Source organism: Rhodococcus sp. RDE2, from assembly GCF_020885655.1.
Lineage (GTDB): Bacteria > Actinomycetota > Actinomycetes > Mycobacteriales > Mycobacteriaceae > Rhodococcus > Rhodococcus pyridinivorans.
This window is the reverse complement of sequence record NZ_AP025186.1, coordinates 2,893,882-2,911,486: the sequence shown is the minus strand read 5'-3', so window position 1 is coordinate 2,911,486 and position 17,605 is coordinate 2,893,882. Positions and strand designations below refer to the sequence as shown.

The following is a 17,605-nucleotide window of genomic DNA, read 5'->3' as shown; positions in this document are numbered from 1 at the left end:
CGATCGACACCGGGCGGAGCGACACCGGGGAGGTCAGCCGCGGCGGCGCTTGGCGCGCGCGGCGAACTCGTCGAGCACCCGCACCACGTCCTTGGCCTGCCAGATGCGATTGCGGCGCCCCTCGGTGATCTGCGTGAGGATCCCCGCGTCCACCAACCGGTCGATGGCGATCTGCGCGTTGGCGCCGGTCACCGACAAGGTCGCGGCGGCCGAGCGGTTGTCGATCACCGGTTGGCGCAACAGCACGTCCACCAGCCGGTGCACCGCCGAATCCCGCCGCGCCGTCACCCGGGACCGCCACAGCTCACGCACCGCCTCGAGATCGGCGACGAGCGTGCGGCCGTTGGCGACCGCCGCGAACGACGCATCGACGATCGAGTGCACGATCGGCCCGATGTCCCCGGCGCGGTAGGCGCCGAGCGCATCGAAGTACTCCCCGGTGTTGTGCAACAGGCCCGCCGAGACCGGCACGGCGACACTGCGGGTGAGCTGCCCGCCGCGCAGCATCGCCTGGATCAGCGCGCGGCCCACCCGGCCGTTGCCGTCCGGGAACGGGTGGATGGTCTCGAACTGGGCATGCGCGACGGCGATCTGCGCGACCACCGGCAGATCCACCCGGTTGGTGAAGACCACCAGATCGTCGATCAGCTCGGGCACCCGCGCGTGGTGCGGGGGCACGAACTGTGCGGTGTGCGGACCCAGGCTGCCCCCGCCGATCCACACCTGCTGGGTGCGCCAGCGGCCGGCGATCGCCGGATCGTCGTGCTCGAGCAGCGCGTGGTGCATCCGCAGGATCGCGTCGGCGTCGATCGCATCGGACAGCTCGAGCGCCGCGCGCATCGCCCGCACGTTGCCGACGATCAGGCGGGCGTTGCGGGAGGCGTGTTCGCCGAGTTCGGCGAGCGCGATCTGCCGCGCCCCGCTGGAGAGGTTCTCGATCTCCGAACTCGACGCGCTCTCGGTGCGCAGCAGGATGGAGGCGAACGGGGCGGTGATGTGTCCGACCTCGACGTCGAATCGGGTCAGTTCCGTGGCGGCTTCCTCGGTGAGGGCCTGCAGTTCGCCGTCGAGGGGGATCGGCCGGTGGGCGATGAAGGGGGGTACCGCGGCGCGGTAGGGGCCGGTGGTCAGGCGTTTCTCCCGCCGCGAGCCGTAGGCATCGCTGGTCACCCACGGGTGCTGTTCGTAGGTGACCGCGGGCCAGCCGGACTCGACGTCAACCGATGCCATCCCCGGACCATACCATCGGATAGTCAATTATCCGATGGTATGGATCGGGGGTGGGTTCGGTTCGGGCCCGTGTGCACGACCGGAACCGGGGGTTTGGGCCGTGGGTGATTCGGACGTATGGTGCCGGCCATGGCACTACCGACCTTCGACATCGACACGCCTATGGCCTATCACGTTGCGCAGCACAACATCCTGCAGAGACTCGATGCCGGCGACGACGCCGGGACCGTGCGGGAGGAATGGCGGCAGGCCATCGAGCGCATCATCGACAACCACCTCGCCGGCAACGACGCGCTGAGCTTCGTGACCGCTCCCGCGCTCGGCCCGGTCGACTAGTCGCCCCGACCGCAGCGGGAGGGTCTACCGCAGCACGGTGTGCTGGAGCGAACGCATCACCGTGCGATACATCCCGCCGCCGGCGCCGTCGCGGGCCAGCGCGGCCCGCGCGGCGTTGGCGCCGGGCGCACCGTGGACCGCGCCACCGGGATGCGCCGAGGCGCCGGCCAGGAACACCCGGTCCACGGGAGTATCGGCGCGGCCCAGGCCGGGGGTGGGCCGGAAGATCAGCTGTTGATGCAGGGCGGGGGTGCCCTGGTTGATGGCCCCGCCGACGAGAGCGGGATTGTGTTGTTCGAGTTCGGCGGGGCTCTGGACGGCACGGCCGAGGATGCGACCGGTGAACCCCGGTGCGTGCCGTTCGACGACGGCCTGGATCCGATCGGCGAACCGTTCGCGCCGGTCGGCGGTCCATACGAGATCCCGGGGTACATGGGTGTACGCCCAGACCGCCTCGGTGCCCGGCGGTGACCGGGACGGGTCGGTGGTGGTCATCTGGCCCAGCAGCACGAACGGATGGTCCGGCAGTGTCCCGTTGCGCAACTGGGTGTGATAGATCGCCAGCCCGCCCATGTCGACGCCGAGATGGACGGTGCCCGCCCCGGAGGCGGCCGGGTTCGACCAGGGGATCGGACCCGACAGCGCCCAGTCGACCTTCACGGTGCCGTCGTCCCACTGGAAGTGCCGCAGATCGCGGAGCAGGCGGGCCGGCAGATGCTCCTCCCCGAGCAACTGCCGGTACAGCGTCGGGGCGGGCACGTCGGCGAGCACTGCCCGGGTGGCGCGGATCCGGTCGCCGTGGGCGTCCCGGACCCCGACGCCGCGACCGTCCTGCACGAGGATGCCGGTGATCTCCCGACCGCATTCGATCGTGCCGCCGCGGTCGGTCAGCCGACGGACCAGCGCGTCGGTGATCCGCGCCGCCCCGCCCGCGGGTGCGGGGAAGCCGACGGTCTGCCCCAGCATGGTCAGCAACCACCCGAACAGTGCGCCCGCGGCGTCGTCGGGACCCAGATCACTGTGGACAGCGTTGCCCGCCAATAACATTCGAGCGCCGTCGCCGGAGAAGGTCTCCTGCCCGAACCGTCGGGCCGGTAACAGGAACCGGCGCAGCAACCGGATCGCTTCACTGCCGGTGGTGCTCCGCGCCAGGGCGGCGGTACCGCGGATCGGGGGAAACGGGCTCAGCAACGCGTCGAGGAGCGGGCCGCCGATGCGCTGCCACAGCGCGAGTTCGTCGCGCCAGGCCCGGGCGTCGTCGGGTGCGAACCGGGCCACCGACGCGGCGGTGCGTTCGACGTTGCGGGAGAGCACCGCGATCTCGTCGTCGGGAAAGAGGTGGGCCAGCACATCCCGCGCGTGACGCCAGCGCAGCCCGTAACGGTGCAGGTCCAGACCGGCGAGCACCGGGGAGGCCACCCCCATCGGATAGAAGGCGCTGCACAGATCGGTGCCGAAGCCCTCGGCGGTGATCTCGGCGCTGCGCACGGCCCCGCCGGGTTCGGCGGCGGCCTCGACCACGAGCACACTCCATCCGGCGTCGGCGAGCAGATTGGCGGCGACGAGTCCGTTCGGACCGGCGCCGATCACCACCGCGTCGTAGTCGCTCACCGGGACGAGCCCTCCGTGGCCGACGATCCGGCCGGCGGGTCGGTGCCGTTCGAGGGGTCGGCATGTTCGCCGCGGTGCGCGGTGTCCTCGGCGAGATGCGATTCGCGTCCGATGCCGAGCGGAAGGACATGGGATTCGGTCCGCATCTTCTCGACCATGTGCGGGTAGTGCAGCTCGAAGGCGGGACGCTCCGAGCGGATGCGCGGCAGCTCGTAGAAGTTGTGCCGCGGCGGCGGGCAGGTCGTCGCCCATTCGAGTGAGTTGCCGTAGCCCCACGGGTCGTCGACCGTGACGACCTGGCCGTAGCGGTAGCTCTTGAAGACGTTCCACAGGAACGGCAGCGTCGAGGCGCCCACGATGAACGCACCGATGGTGGAGATCGTGTTCAAGGTGGTGAACCCGTCGGACGGCAGGTAGTCGGCGTAACGACGCGGCATGCCCTCGTTACCGAGCCAGTGCTGCACCAGGAAGGTGGTGTGGAAGCCGATGAAGGTCAGCCAGAAGTGCCAGCGGCCGAGCTGCTCGTCGAGCATGCGTCCGGTCATCTTCGGGAACCAGAAGTAGATGCCTGCGTAGGTCGCGAACACGATGGTGCCGAAGAGCACGTAGTGGAAGTGCGCCACCACGAAGTACGAGTCGTGCAGGTGGAAGTCCAGCGGCGGGCTCGCGAGGATGACACCGGTCAGGCCACCGAAGAGGAAGGTCACGATGAAGCCGACGGCGAAGAGCATCGGTGTCTCGAAGGTGATCTGGCCCTTCCACATCGTGCCGATCCAGTTGAAGAACTTCACACCGGTCGGGACGGCGATCAGGAAGGTCATGAACGAGAAGTACGGCAGCAGCACCGCGCCGGTGGCGTACATGTGGTGCGCCCACACGGCGATGGACAGCGCCGCGATCGCGATGGTCGCGTAGACCAGGCCGCTGTATCCGAAGATCGGCTTGCGGGAGAAGACCGGGAAGATCTCCGAGACGATGCCGAAGAACGGCAGTGCGATGATGTACACCTCGGGGTGACCGAAGAACCAGAACAGATGCTGCCACAGGATCGCGCCCCCGGTGCCCGGATCGTAGATGTGCGCCCCCAACTGCCGGTCCGCCAGCAGACCCATCAGCGCAGCCGTGAGAATCGGAAAAGCCAACAACACCAGCAGGCTGGTGATCAGGATGTTCCAAGTGAAGATCGGCATCCGGAACATGGTCATGCCCGGTGCGCGCAGGCACACCACCGTGGTGACCATGTTGACCGCCGCGAGGATGGTGCCCAGACCCGACAACGCCAGACCCACGATCCACATGTTCACCCCCATCCCCGGGGAATGCGCCACATCGCTGAGCGGCGCATAGGCCGTCCACCCGACATCGGCCGCCCCGCCCGGGGTGACGAAACCGGCGACGGTGACGAGCCCACCGAACAGGAACGCCCAGTAGCTGAACGCGTTCAGCCGCGGGAACGCCACATCCGGCGCACCGATCTGCAACGGCAGGATGTAATTGGCGAAACCGAAGACGATCGGGGTGGCATACAGCAGCAACATGACCGTGCCGTGCAGGGTGAACAACTGGTTGTACTGCTCATTGGACAGGAATTGCAGCCCCGGCACCGCCAGTTCGCCCCGCAGCAACATCGCCAGGACCCCACCGAACAGGAAGAAACCGAAGGCGGTGCACAGATAGAACACCCCGAGCCGCTTCGGATCCGTGGTGGTCACTGCCTCGACGATCGCCGCACCCTTCGGGTGGCGGCGCCGCGGATAGGGACGTGCGGGCCGCAGCGGCCGCACCTCGGTGGCGGTCATGGTCGACGGCCCGATTCGTGCACCCCCGACTCGTGCACCGCCGCAGCGAGAATCTGCGCGGTGTGCAGCGGCGTGCTGCCCGGCAGCAGATCACGCACCTGGGTGCGGCAACTGAACCCGTCCGCCACCAGCAGGGTGCCCGGCGCCGCGCGGCGGACCGCGGGCAGCAACTTGTCCTCGGCGCAGGCCACGGACACCTCGTAATGCCCGCATTCGAATCCGAAATTCCCGGCCAGGCCGCAGCATCCGGCGTCGAGGACCTCGACGTCCACCCCGGCGGCGTCGAGCGCAGCCTGTTCGGCACCGTATTTCAGCACGGCATGCTGATGGCAGTGCGGTTGCAGCAACGCCGACGCGCGCTGGTGCGGCTGTAGTAACGCCGACGCGCGCAGATGTGGCGAATGACGGTCCGGGGCGCGGGCGTGCAGCAACTCGCCGAGCGTCACCGTCTGGTCGGCCAGCCGCTGCGCGTCCTGGTCGCCGTACAGCAACTGCGGCAGATCGGCGCGGAACACTGCCGCGCAACTCGGTTCGAGCACCACGATCGGGGTGCCCGCCCGCAGTTCCGGGGCGAGGATCGCCAGGGTGCGGCGCAACACCCGTTTCGCGGTGGCCAGCTGGCCGGTGGAGATCCAGGTCAAACCGCAGCAGGCGGCACGCTCGGGTAGGCGCACCGAGAAACCGGCGTGTTCGAGGACGGTGACGGCATCGCGGGCGATCTGCGGATCGAAGTTGTCGGTGAACGTGTCGGGCCACAGCAGCACCGTGCCGCGCTCACCGCCCCCGACCGGTGTCTCCCGCATGGCGAACCAGCGGTGGAAACGCTGGTCGGCGAACCGCGGCAGCGGCCGGCGTCGATCGACCCCACCGACCGTCTTGACCAGATCCGCCAGCACCGGAGCGTGCGCGACGGTGTTGACCGCGCCGGGCGCCAGGGCCGCCAGGCGCGCCCAGACGGGGATCCAGCCCATCGCGTAGTGCGCGCGAGGCCGGGGCCGGTGGGCGTAGAAGTGGGAGAGGAATTCGGCCTTGTAGGTCGCCATGTCCACATCGACCGGGCAGTCGCTGCGGCAACCCTTGCACGCCAGGCACAGATCGAGGGCGTCCTTGACCTCCGTCGAGCGCCAACCGTCGGTGATCACGTCTCCCTGCAGCATCTCGAACAGCAGGCGGGCACGACCGCGGGTGGAATGCTCCTCCTCGCCGGTGGCGCGGTAACTCGGGCACATCACCCCCGATTCGTGACCGCGGCACTTGCCGACGCCGACGCAGCGGGCCGCCGCGTGCGCGAAGCGGTGACCGTCGTCCGGATAGGCGAAGTGGGTGCTCGGTTCGGCGGGCCGGTAGTCGCTGCCCTGTCTCAGGTTCTCGTCGAGCCGGAACGGGTGGACGATCTTGCCGGGGTTCATGCGATCGTCGGGGTCGAACAGCGCTTTGAGTTCCTCGAACGCGGTGATCAGCCGCTCGCCGAACATCAGCGGTAGCAGTTCGGCGCGGGACTGCCCGTCTCCGTGTTCGCCGGACAGCGACCCGCCGTAGCGGACGACGAGCCGGGCGCTGTCCTCGACGAAGGACCGGTACTCGGCGATGCCGTGGGCGGTGCGCAGATCGAAGGGGATGCGGGTGTGTACGCATCCTTGGCCGAAATGCCCGTACAGCGAGGCGGTTCCGTAGCCGTATCGCTCGAGCAGTGCCCGGAAGTCGCGCAGATAGTCCCCGAGCCGGTCCGGGGGCACGGCCGCGTCTTCCCATCCTTCATGGGTTTCCGGTTCGTTCGGTGGGTAGGCGGTGGCGCCGAGCCCGGCCTCGCGGGCCGCCCAGATCTGTTTCTTGTGGGTGGGGTCGTCGAAGACGGCGGCATGTGCCCCGGTGCGTCGGCACACGTCGTCGATCATCGTCTTGGCCTTGTCGTCGGCGTCGGTCCGGTCGTCGCCGTTCATCTGCACCATCAACCAGGCACGGCCCTCGGGCAGTTGCTGCAGGGCCTTCTCGGCGAGGCGCCGGCTGTGTTCGAGTTCGGCGAGCCGATGGTCGATGCCTTCGAGGGCGGCGGGGCCGTGGGAGACGACGAGCGGGACGGCGTCGGCGGCGGCGGTGATGTCGTCGAAGCCGAGCAGTACCAGCGCTGACGCCGCGGGGCGGCGCACCAGCTGCAAGCGCGCCCCGAGCACGGTGACGAGGGTGCTCTCACTGCCGACGAGCAGCTGCGCGATGTCGAAGTGCTTCTCCGGCAACAGCGAATCGAGGTTGTAGCCGGAGACGCGGCGGGGGATGTCGGGATACCGCTCGCGGATGTCGTCGGCCCAGCGGTCCCGCAGGGCGCGCAGGCCGCGGTAGATCTCGGCGCGCCGGTCGTCGCCGCGCACGATCCGCTCGTAGTCGTCGTCGCCGGTCGCCTGCACCCACATGCGGGTGCCGTCGTAGGTGAGCACATCGAGGGCGAGTACCGAGTCGACGGTCTTGCCGTATGCCTGCGCCGTGGATCCGCACGAATTGTTGCCGATCATGCCGCCGATGGTGCAGCTGACGTGGGTGGAGGGTTTCGGACCGACCATCCACCCGGTGTGCTCGAGCGCGTCGTTGAGGGCGTCGAGGGCGATGCCGGGTTCGACGGTGACGGTGCCGGCGTGCTCGTCGATCTCCCCGATCCGGGTGCAGTACTTGCTCCAGTCGAGCACCACCGCGGTGTTGCAGCACTGCCCGGCCAGGCTGGTGCCGCCGCCGCGCGAGAGCACGGGGATGTCGAACTCGCGGCACACGGCGACGGTGTCGACGGCGGCCTGCGCGGTGCGGGGCACGACCACCCCGATCGGGACCTGCCGATAGTTGGAGGCGTCGGTGGAATACGCGGCGCGGGAGCCGGCGTCGAACCGGACCTCACCGTCGATGCGGTCGCGCAGGGCCGCGGCGAGCTCGTCGAACAGCAACGTCGAGCGTCGACCCGTGCGGCGGGTGGGGTGGGTGCTCACTGGATCGTCCTCCTCATGGGGTGCCCGGGACCGTTACCGCACCCGGAAGCGGTCGAGGTCGGGGAGCTTGGGGGTCAGGCCGTGCCCGGGGGTGTCGTCGCGTGGCCGCACGCTTCCGCCGGCCGGGTCGAGGGCGCCGTCGAAGAATCTCGTCTCGATGCGCACGTGATCGTGGAACCATTCGAGGTGCCGCAGGTGCGGGATCGTGGCGGCGGCGTGGACGTGCAGGTGCGGGGCGCAGTGCGCGGACAGGTCCAGCCCGTGCGCCGCGGCGACGGCGGCCACTCGTAGCCATTCGGTGATGCCGCCGCAGCGGGTGAGGTCCGCCTGCAGGCAGTCGACGGCGCCGGCGGCGCACATGCGGTGGAAGTACGGCAGGTCGTAGCCGTACTCACCGGCGGTCACCTCGGCACGCACCGCCTCGCGGACCCGGCGCAGACCGTCGAGGTCGTCGGAGGACACCGGTTCCTCGAGCCAGCGCACACCGCAGTCGGCGGCGGCGTCCATCACCCGGACGGCCTGCTTGGCGGTGTAGCCGCCGTTGGCGTCGACGAACAGTTCGGCGGCGTCGCCGATCGCCTCACGTGCGCGGCGGATGCGGTGCAGATCGCGGGGGGTCGCGGTGCCCCGGCTCTCGGCGATCTTGATCTTCACGCGGGGGATGTGCTGCTCGTGCACCCAGTGGCGCAGCTGAGCGTCGAGCCGGTCGTCGTCGTAGGTGGTGAAACCGCCGCTGCCGTAGACCGGGACGCGGTCGCGGAGCGCCCCGAGCATACGGTGCAATGGGCGAGATGCCAGGCGCGCTTTCAGGTCCCACAGGGCCACGTCGACGGCGGACAGGGCGCAGCCGGCGATGCCGGGACGCCCGGCATTGCGCAGTGCCCGCACCATGTCCTCGTGCATGCCCGGCACGTCCTGGATCGAGCGTCCGACGACGATCGGGGCGAGCAGATCGGTGACGACCGGGACACATGCCGCCGGGGCGTAGGTCCAGCCGACGCCGACACCGTCCGGATGGTGGGCGTGGACGAGGACGACGGTGGTGCTGTCCCACGCCAGGGTGCCGTCCGCCTCGGGGGTGTCGGTGGGGATCGTGTACGCCGCGGCGGTGACGTCGATGACGGTCACGTCGATGCCGTCAGCGGTTCGGGTGGGGCAGGAATTCCTGGGCCTTGGTGCGGAGGCCTTCCTTGACGAAGTCCCACCGGTCCTCGTCGCCGCCGAGCACCGCCGCCGTGGCCGCCTTGAACTGCTCCCAGGTGGCGTGCGGTGGGATCGGCGGCATGTTCGGGTCGGTGTGGACGTCGAGCAGGGTGGGACGATCGGCGGTCAGCGCCGCGTCCCAGGCGGAGTCGAGATCGTCCGGGTCGGTCACCGTGACGGCCTGCAACCCGAGGGAGGCGGCGAAGGCGGCATAGTCGATGTCCGGAAGTGTCTGGGACTCGGCGAATTTCGGGGATCCGGCCATGGCGCGCATCTCCCAGGTCACCTGGTTGAGGTCGTTGTTGTGCAGCACCGCCACGATCAACCGGGGGTCGCGCCAGCTCTGCCAGTAGCGTCGGATGGTGATCAGCTCGGCCAGGCCGTTCATCTGCATCGCCCCGTCGCCGGCGAACGCGATCACCGGCCGCTCCGGGTGGGCGAACTTCGCGCCGATCGCGTACGGCACGCCCGGTCCCATCGTGGCCAGGGTGCCCGACAGCGACCCCCGCATGCGGCCGCGGAAGCGCAGCTGGCGGGCGTACCAGTTGGCCGACGATCCGGAATCGGCGGTGACGATGACATCGTCGGGCAACCGGGGGGACAGTGCGGCGAACAACCGCAGGGGGTTGACCGGATCGGCGGGCACGGCGGCCTGCATGTCCATCGTCTCCCACCACCGGGCGACGTCCGCTTCGATCTTCTCGCGCCAGCTGCGGTCCTGCTTGTATTCGAGATGCGGCAGCAGCGCGAGCAGTGCGGTTCTCGCGTCGGCTACGAGGTTCACCTCGTTGGGATACCGCATGCCGACGAGGCGCGCGTCGAGGTCGATCTGCACTCCGCGGGCCTGACCGTAGTCGGGCAGGAACTGGGTGTAGGGGAAGCTCGAGCCGATGGTGAGCAGGGTGTCGCAGTCGCGCATCATCTCGTAGCTGGGCCGGGTGCCGAGCAGACCGATCGCTCCGGTGACCCAGGGCAACTCGTCCGACAGCACGTCCTTGCCCAGCAGGGCCTTGGCGGCGCCGGCGGCGAGCGTGTCGGCGACCTGTTCGATCTCGGCCGACGCTGCCCGCGCCCCGTTGCCGACCAGCAACGCGACCTTGTGCCCGGCGTTGAGGATCTCCGCGGCCCGGGCGATCGCCCCGTCGTCCGGGGTGATGTGCGGGCGGTCGAATCCCAGGCTCGACGGCACCATCTTGAATTCGTGGGTCGGCGGCGAGTACGGCAGTTCCTGCACGTCGGCGGGGATGATCAGCGCGGTGGGCGCGCGCTGGGTCAGGGCGGTGCGGATCGCCCGATCGAGCACGTTGGGCAATTGCTCGGGGACGGTGACCATCTGCACGTAGTCGCTCGCGACGTCCTTGTACAGGCTCAGCAGGTCTACTTCCTGCTGGTAGGAGCCGCCCATGGCGGTGCGGTTGGTCTGCCCGACGATGGCGACGACCGGGACGTGGTCGAGTTTGGCGTCGTAGAGGCCGTTGAGCAGATGGATCGCGCCCGGACCGGAGGTGGCCATGCACACCCCGAGCCGGTCGGTGAACTTGGCGTAGCCGACCGCTTCGAAAGCGCTCATCTCCTCGTGGCGGGACTGCACGAACTGCGGGTGGTTGTCCGCTCGGCCCCAGGCCGCGAGGATGCCGTTGATGCCGTCACCGGCATAGGCGAAGACGTGTTCGACGTTCCAGTCGCGCAGCCGCTCGAGCAGATGGTCTGCGACGTTCTTCTCGGCCATCGGTGTCTCCTTACCGTGGGCGTCGGGGTTGTTCGCATGCCGTTCGGAAGGGCGAGAGGGGAGGTGCAGCAGGGTGCGTCTCGGCTCCGTGGGTGCCGGATCGGACGGTGCGCTCGGTACGCCCCATGGTCGTCCTTCCCGACAGAACTGGCAACCGAACGCAAATATTGCGTTTGCGCAATGATTGCCGGGTGCAAGATGGTGGTGGGTGGGACCACACCCACCGATCCACTCGTTCGTGCCGATTCGAAGCGAAAGCCGAGGCCACGATGCGAACACCCTGGTCCGGCGCAGACGTCGCACCCCACGTCCTGCGCGAGTACGCGCTCGTCGCCGACGGAGAACGCGGCGCCCTCGTCGGCCCCCGCGGCGACTTCGCCTGGATGTGCGCGCCCTCCTGGCATTCCGACCCCGTCTTCTCCACCCTGCTCGGCGGGGACGGGACGTACGCCGTCGCCCCCGACACCACCCGCTTCGTCTGGGGCGGCTACTACGAGGACGGAACCCTGATCTGGCGCAGCCGCTGGGTCGCCACCGGCATCGTCGAATGCCGGGAAGCGCTCGCCATGCCCGCCGACCCGCACACCGCCGTGATCCTGCGTCGCATCCTCGCCCCCGAGGACGACACCCGGCTGCGGGTCATGCTGCGCACCGGCGCCGGCTGCCACCACACGACGCACCCCACCCTCCGTGACGGCCGCTGGGAACTGACCGCCGGACGGATGTACCTGCGGTGGAGCGGCGCCGCGGAGGCATGCCCGACCGAGACCGGCCTCGACATGCATCTCCACCTGCCGGCCGGACGCAGCCACGACCTGATCCTCGAGATCTCCGACCGGCCGTTCCACAGCGATCCGGCCCCGGCCGACGAACTCTGGCACCGGACGGAACAGGCGTGGGCGAGCGCGGTACGACCGATCGACGGCACACTCGCCGACCGGGATGCCCGCCACGCCACGGCCGTGCTGACCGGATTGACCAGCCGCAGCGGCGGCATGGTGGCCGCCGCGACCACCTCGTTGCCCGAACGCGCGGCGCAGGGGCGCAACTACGACTATCGCTACTGCTGGATCCGCGACCAGTGCTATGCCGGACACGCAGCCGCCGCCTACGGCCCGCATCCGCTCCTCGACGCCGCGGTGCGCTTCGTCGGGGACCGTATTCTCGCCGACGGACCCGATCTGAAACCGGCGTACACCGTCGGCGGAGGGGACGTGCCGTCCCAGAGCGCTCTGCCGCTGCCGGGCTATCCCGGCGGCTCGGTGGTCGTCGGCAACCGGGTCAACCACCAGTTCCAGCTCGACACCTTCGGTGAAGCCCTGCTGTTGTTCGCCGCCGCCGCCCGCGACGACCGACTCGACAGCCGGGACTGGCGGGCCGTCGAGACCGCCGCCGCCGCCGTCGAGTTACGCCGGTGCGACCCCGATGCCGGTATCTGGGAACTCGACCGCCGCCACTGGACGCACTCGAAACTGACCTGTATCGCGGGTCTGCGGGCCGCCGCCACCGTCGCTCCCCGCGCACAACGGGACCGGTGGAACGATCTCGCCGACACCTTGACCCGAGCCGTCCTCGCCGACAGCACCCATCCGTCCGGGCGATGGCAACGTGCACCCGACGACGACCGCATCGACGCAGCCCTGCTGCTACCCGTCATCCGCGGTGCGCTACCCGCCACCGACCCACTGAGCCGCCGCACGCTCGACACCGTCCGCACCGAACTCGGCAGCGACGGCTACATCTACCGCTTCCGCCACGACGACCGTCCCCTCGCCGACGCCGAAGGCGCATTCCTGCTGTGCGGGTTCTTCATGGCCCTCGCCGACCATCAGCAGGGCAACACCGTCGAGGCCGTGCGGTGGTTCGAACGCAACCGCGCCGCATGCGGCACCCCGGCGCTGTTCACCGAGGAATTCGACGTCGTCGAACGGCAACTGCGCGGCAATCTCCCGCAGGCCTTCGTGCACGCCCTGCTGCTCGAAGCGGCCCGGCGTCTCGCCCACCCCTGGAACTCCGAGGGATGAGCGCCCCTCACACCGAAAGGACTCCGGTCTCATGACATCCTCACGCACCGACCAGGTCGTCGTCGTCACCGGCGCCAGCGCCGGCATCGGACGGGCCGTGGCCCGCGCCTACGGACGACGCCACGCCCGGATCGCGCTGCTCGCCCGCGGCGAGACCGGGCTCGCCGCCGCCGCCCGCGAGATCGAGGCGGCCGGGGGACAGGCGCTGATCCTGCCCACCGATGTCGCCGACCCCGATGCCGTCGACGCGGCCGCCGCCGCGACGGTGGAGCGTTTCGGCCGCATCGACGTATGGATCAACGTGGCGTTCACGTCGGTCTTCGCCCCGTTCACCGAGATCACCCCGGACGAATACCGCCGGGTCACCGAAGTCGACTATCTCGGCTTCGTCTACGGCACGATGTCCGCCCTGAAACGGATGACACCGCACGATCGCGGCACGATCGTGCACGTCGGTTCGGCCCTGGCCTACCGCGGCATTCCGTTGCAGAGCGCCTACTGCGGCGCCAAGCACGCCATCCAGGGTTTCCACGAAGCGCTCCGCTGCGAACTGCTGCACCGGCACAGCAACATCCACGTCACCATGGTGCAGATGCCCGCCGTGAACACTCCCCAGTTCTCCTGGGTGCTCTCCCGGCTGCCGCGCCACGCCCGACCCGTACCCCCGATCTACCAGCCCGAGGTGGCCGCCCGCGCGGTGCTGCACGCCGCCGACCACCCGCGCCGCCGCGAATACTGGGTCGGGGCGAGCACCGCCGCGACCCTCGCTGCCAACGCACTCGCCCCCGGACTGCTCGACCGCTATCTCGCCCGCACCGGATTCGACTCCCAGCAGACCGACCGACCCCGAGACCCCGACCAGCCCGCCAATCTCTGGCAGCCCGCGGACGGGCCGGACGGAACGGACTTCGGTGCCCACGGAGAATTCGACGACCGCGCCCGGACCTCGAGTGCGCAGGCCTGGCTGTCCCGCCGTCACGGACTGCTCGCGGCGTCGGTGACCGGCGTACTCACCGCCACCGGAATGGCCCTCGCGGCACGGACCCGCACCGCATGACCTCCCCGGCCGCGGCACCCGGTCACGGATGGATCGGCCACAACAACGTGAGCGCATCCTCGGTGGCCGGTTCCCCGGCGGCCTCGGCGAAGACACCGAAGGCGGCGGCGAGTTCGTCGCGCTGCCCGGCGCTCAACCGGCTCAGGACCGCAGCGATCGCGTCGCGGCGGTGGTCCATGACGGTGTGGACCACCGCCGCACCGTCCGGTGTCAACGTCAACGCCAGTTTCCGACGATCCTCCGGAGAGTCCCGCCGATCGAGCAGACCTGCCTTCATCAGCTTGTCGACCGCCCTGCTGGCACCGGACGGATCGACCCCCAGCTCGTCCGCCACCCCGGCGAGGGTGAGAGGCCCCCGCGTGCCCACGAGCACGAGAATGCGCAGATGCGGGATGCTGACACGGTCTTCGACCTCGGCCACCGAGGCCGCCGCGATGCCCACCAGGGCACGCGACGCCGACATCACCGCATCGACCTGCCGATCGAACTTCTTGTTCGAGCGACCACCGGACGGGGACCGGGCAGGGGAGTTCATGGCGTCATCCTCCGACGATGCATGCGATCCCGCAACTGTTGCGCAACCGCACGGATCACGGCACGCCCGCTACACGACGGTGTCGAACAACTGACCCACCCCATAGGTCACGACCATCGCGAGCGCACCACCGACCACCACCCGCACCACCGCCCGACCCCGCCGGGCCCGGCCGAGCCACGCACTGATCGATCCCGTCGCCGCCAGCGCACACAACACCGCCACGAACGTCACCGGGATCCGCACCGTGTCGGGCACCGACACCACCATCAGCAGCGGCACCAGCGCGCCCAGGGTGAACGACACGGCCGACGACAACGCCGCCGACCACGGATTCGCCAGTTCGGTCGGATCGATCCCCAACTCCACCTCGGCATGCGCGGCAAGCGGATCCCGCGCCGTCAACTCCTCCGCCGCGGCACGCGCCGTGACCGCCGACAATCCCTTGCCTTCGAGCAGGGCGGCCAGTTCGGCGAGTTCGGCCTCCGGCATGGCGGCGAGCTCACGACGCTCCGTGGACAGCGCCGCGCGCTCGGTGTCGCGTTGCGTACTCACCGACACGTACTCGCCCAGCGCCATCGACACGGCCCCCGCGGCCAGCCCGGCCGCACCGGCGGTGAGGATCGCCGCCTCGTTCGTCGTCGCGGCCGCCACACCGACGACCAGTCCCGCGGTCGAGACGATGCCGTCGTTCGCGCCGAGAACACCCGCCCGCAACCAGTTGAGTCTGCTCGCCAATCCGGCGGTGTGCGGTTCGCGGTCCTCGTGCCGCCTGCGGGAATCGTTCGGTGACGCCGGATCCGGACGGGGCATGTCGTGAAGCTACACCGACGGACGGCGGCGCGGGGGGATCCCCACGGCGGAGTATCGGCGCGCCTCCGCCGCGGCGACCGCCCACTCCGGGTCCCCGGGCAGCGCACCCATCGGGTCCCGCTGCGCGCACGGCACACTCACATCGGCGGGCAGCACTGCGCGCTGCAGCGCCTGCACGATCCCCAACGGCCGATGAGCAGCCGGGGCCAGGCGGCCGATCCACCGGCGATCGCGGGCGGTCATGTCGTGCCGCAGGCTCTCCATCAGCGCCGCCACGGTTCCCGACGGCACCTCCGTGAGCCACGCGCCGATTCGGCCGATCACCGCGCCCGGCAATCCGGCGACGGTGACCTGGGCGCGCGGCATGCCGGTGACCTGCCCGTAGAGGCGGAGCAACTCGGGATAGCGCAGCGACTGTCCGCAGCCCACATCGAACGAGTCCGTGGGAGTGTCCGCGACGGCCGCCCCGAGCACTGCGGCGACCAGGTCGACGACCGCGATCGGCTCGACCCGCGAGTCCATCCAGTCGGGCACCACGGTGACGGGTAGGCGCCCCGCGAGTTGGCCGAGCACCTCGAAGCTCGTCGACCCGGAGCCGAGCACCATCCCGGCTCGCAGCGTGATGACCGTGCGGCGGGATCGGGACAGTTCCTGCTCGACCTCCCAGCGCGAGAGCAGATGCTCGGACAGCGCGTCCGGCGCACACTCGGGGACGAGCCCGGAGACGTAGACGACGCGCGTCACCGGAGAGGCATCGACCGCGTGCCGGACGGTGCGGGCCGCTGCCAGGTCGAGGTCCCGGAAGTGCGCCGAGCGCATCCCGTGCACGAGATAGACCACGACGTCGACATCGTCGAGCGCCGGTGGGAGAGTGTGCGCGGCGGTGACGTCCACCTGCGCGGTCTCGACCCGGTCGTGCCACCAGAAGCGTCGCAAGGCCGCCGGGTTCCGAGCGGCGGCGCGCACGGTGCAGCCGGTAGCGAGGAAGGCGGGTACGACCCGGCTGCCGACGTAGCCGGAGGCACCGATCACGAGAACTCTCATGCGCTGTTCCGTCCCTTGTCGCCTTCGGGAGGGATGCACGCGCGGGACCGTCGCGAAACATCAGGAGTGGTTCTCATCACCAGAAATAGTGTTACCGTTGGTCACAAATACAGTGGCCGGTATCGAAGGAGGCCTCCCATGTCGATGCTGCGCGGCAGCCCACTGCGACATCGGATACTGTTCGTCCTCGCCGTCCCCCTCGGCGCCGGACTGCTGTCCGCCCTCGGACACCTCGTCCAGCGCCGCCACGGCCGGCCCACCTCCGTCTCCGAATCCCTCTTCGCCATCGCCAGCAGCCTGCGCCGCCGCACGCTGTTCACCCGCCCCACCGGCGATCACCCCCCGGCCCCCGAGGCGTCAGGACAACCATGACCACGCACACCGTCCCCAACGGGCCCGTCCGACTCCACGTCGTCGAAGAAGGCAACCCGCACGGCCCGACGCTCGTCCTCGTCCACGGCTGGCCCGACACCCACGCCCTGTGGGACCGCGTCGCACCCCTGCTCGCCGACGACTTCCGCATCCTGCGCTACGACAACCGCGGCGCCGGCGCCTCCACCGTGCCCCGCGAGGTGGCGCACTACCGGCTCGAGCACCTCGCCGCCGACCTGCACGCCGTCATCGACGCCCTCGCCCCGAACGACCCGGTCCACCTGCTCGGCCACGACTGGGGCGCGGTGCTGTGCTGGGAAGCGGTGTGCGAACCCGACGCCGGCGAGCGCATCGCCTCCCACACCTCGATCTCCGGCCCCAACCTCGACCACCTCGGCCTGTGGATGCGCCGCCGCCTCCGGCACAAACGCCCACTCGGCCCCGCCGAACAGGCCCTCGCCTCCGCCTACACCCTCGCCTTCCAGATCCCCGGCCTGCCGAATCCGGTGCTGCGCGGCTGGCTCGCCCACCACTGGCCGGCCTTCGTCGGATTCTTCGACCGCACCGACCCCACCGCGATCGCACCCGTCGCCCCGACCCTCGCCGACGACATGGTGCACGGACTGTCCCTGTACCGGGCGAACATCCGCGCGCGTCTCGCCCGACCCCGCGAGCGGCGCACCGACGTCCCGGTCCAGCTGATCCAGAACCTGCGCGACCGTGCGGTACGTCCCGTGGGCTACGAGGACACCTCCCGTTGGGTCACCGACCTGCGCATCCACCCACTCGACGCCGGGCACTGGTCGCCGCGTTCCCATCCCCGCGACGTCGCCGACGCCACCGCCCGGTTCGTGCAGCAGATCGAGGCCGCGCGCACCTGACC

Annotated in this window: 14 protein-coding genes; 5 read left to right on the top strand and 9 right to left on the bottom strand. The window is 70.1% G+C overall.

What is annotated here, in order from left to right; genetic code table 11:
* Positions 1 to 33 precede the first annotated feature (33 nt).
* Positions 34 to 1,230, bottom strand: a complete 1,197-nt coding sequence (locus LPH33_RS13540) for a Fic family protein (RefSeq protein ID WP_229564945.1) — start codon at positions 1,228 to 1,230, stop codon at positions 34 to 36.
* A 129-nt stretch (positions 1,231 to 1,359) separates the two neighbouring features.
* Here LPH33_RS13540 and LPH33_RS13535 point away from each other — a divergent pair, with 129 nt between their 5' ends.
* Complete coding sequence (locus LPH33_RS13535; RefSeq protein ID WP_006552774.1) at positions 1,360 to 1,566, top strand: hypothetical protein; 207 nt, start codon at positions 1,360 to 1,362, stop codon at positions 1,564 to 1,566.
* A 24-nt stretch (positions 1,567 to 1,590) separates the two neighbouring features.
* Here LPH33_RS13535 and LPH33_RS13530 read toward each other — a convergent pair whose 3' ends face one another.
* From LPH33_RS13530 to LPH33_RS13510, 5 genes are read right to left on the bottom strand one after another with little or no spacing between them, the layout of a single operon-like run.
* On the bottom strand, positions 1,591 to 3,177 hold the full coding sequence (locus tag LPH33_RS13530) for a phytoene desaturase family protein (RefSeq protein ID WP_229564944.1): 1,587 nt from the start codon (positions 3,175 to 3,177) through the stop codon (positions 1,591 to 1,593).
* Positions 3,174 to 4,976 carry a cytochrome c oxidase subunit I gene (gene ctaD, locus LPH33_RS13525; RefSeq protein WP_229564943.1) on the bottom strand — a complete coding sequence of 601 codons (1,803 nt, stop codon included), beginning with the start codon at positions 4,974 to 4,976 and terminating at the stop codon, positions 3,174 to 3,176. The genes LPH33_RS13530 and ctaD overlap by 4 nt, the downstream gene beginning before the upstream one ends.
* A complete protein-coding gene (locus LPH33_RS13520) occupies positions 4,973 to 7,945 on the bottom strand; it encodes an FAD-binding and (Fe-S)-binding domain-containing protein (protein ID WP_229564942.1) in 2,973 nt (990 codons plus the stop codon). The genes ctaD and LPH33_RS13520 overlap by 4 nt, the downstream gene beginning before the upstream one ends.
* Positions 7,946 to 7,978: 33 nt before the next feature.
* The gene (locus tag LPH33_RS13515) at positions 7,979 to 9,073 is read right to left on the bottom strand and encodes an enolase C-terminal domain-like protein (protein WP_160877702.1); all 1,095 of its coding nucleotides are present in this window, start codon (positions 9,071 to 9,073) and stop codon (positions 7,979 to 7,981) included.
* Positions 9,074 to 9,083: 10 nt separating this feature from the next.
* A complete protein-coding gene (locus tag LPH33_RS13510) occupies positions 9,084 to 10,877 on the bottom strand; it encodes a thiamine pyrophosphate-requiring protein (RefSeq protein ID WP_145691901.1) in 1,794 nt (597 codons plus the stop codon).
* 269 nt (positions 10,878 to 11,146) lie between these two features.
* Between LPH33_RS13510 and LPH33_RS13505 the strand changes: the two genes are divergently transcribed.
* Positions 11,147 to 12,901, top strand: a complete 1,755-nt coding sequence (locus LPH33_RS13505) for a glycoside hydrolase family 15 protein (protein WP_229564941.1) — start codon at positions 11,147 to 11,149, stop codon at positions 12,899 to 12,901.
* A gap of 31 nt (positions 12,902 to 12,932) precedes the next feature.
* Positions 12,933 to 13,958 carry an SDR family oxidoreductase gene (locus LPH33_RS13500; protein ID WP_229564940.1) on the top strand — a complete coding sequence of 342 codons (1,026 nt, stop codon included), beginning with the start codon at positions 12,933 to 12,935 and terminating at the stop codon, positions 13,956 to 13,958.
* A 22-nt stretch (positions 13,959 to 13,980) separates the two neighbouring features.
* Here LPH33_RS13500 and LPH33_RS13495 read toward each other — a convergent pair whose 3' ends face one another.
* The 3 genes from LPH33_RS13495 to LPH33_RS13485 all read right to left on the bottom strand — a co-directional run bounded on the left by LPH33_RS13495 (position 13,981) and on the right by LPH33_RS13485 (position 16,350).
* On the bottom strand, positions 13,981 to 14,493 hold the full coding sequence (locus LPH33_RS13495; protein ID WP_229564939.1) for a MarR family winged helix-turn-helix transcriptional regulator: 513 nt from the start codon (positions 14,491 to 14,493) through the stop codon (positions 13,981 to 13,983).
* 69 nt (positions 14,494 to 14,562) lie between these two features.
* Positions 14,563 to 15,306 (bottom strand): VIT1/CCC1 transporter family protein, encoded by a 744-nt coding sequence (locus LPH33_RS13490; protein ID WP_229564938.1) that lies wholly within the window; start codon positions 15,304 to 15,306, stop codon positions 14,563 to 14,565.
* Between the two features lie 9 nt (positions 15,307 to 15,315).
* Positions 15,316 to 16,350: an NAD(P)H-binding protein gene (locus tag LPH33_RS13485; RefSeq protein WP_229564937.1), complete on the bottom strand. Its 1,035-nt coding sequence runs from the start codon at positions 16,348 to 16,350 to the stop codon at positions 15,316 to 15,318.
* 138 nt (positions 16,351 to 16,488) lie between these two features.
* On the opposite strand from LPH33_RS13485, the gene LPH33_RS13480 reads away from it, so the two are divergent.
* Positions 16,489 to 16,722 carry a hypothetical protein gene (locus tag LPH33_RS13480; RefSeq protein WP_088899584.1) on the top strand — a complete coding sequence of 78 codons (234 nt, stop codon included), beginning with the start codon at positions 16,489 to 16,491 and terminating at the stop codon, positions 16,720 to 16,722.
* Positions 16,719 to 17,603, top strand: a complete 885-nt coding sequence (locus LPH33_RS13475; RefSeq protein WP_229564936.1) for an alpha/beta fold hydrolase — start codon at positions 16,719 to 16,721, stop codon at positions 17,601 to 17,603. The genes LPH33_RS13480 and LPH33_RS13475 overlap by 4 nt, the downstream gene beginning before the upstream one ends.
* Positions 17,604 to 17,605 lie beyond the last annotated feature (2 nt).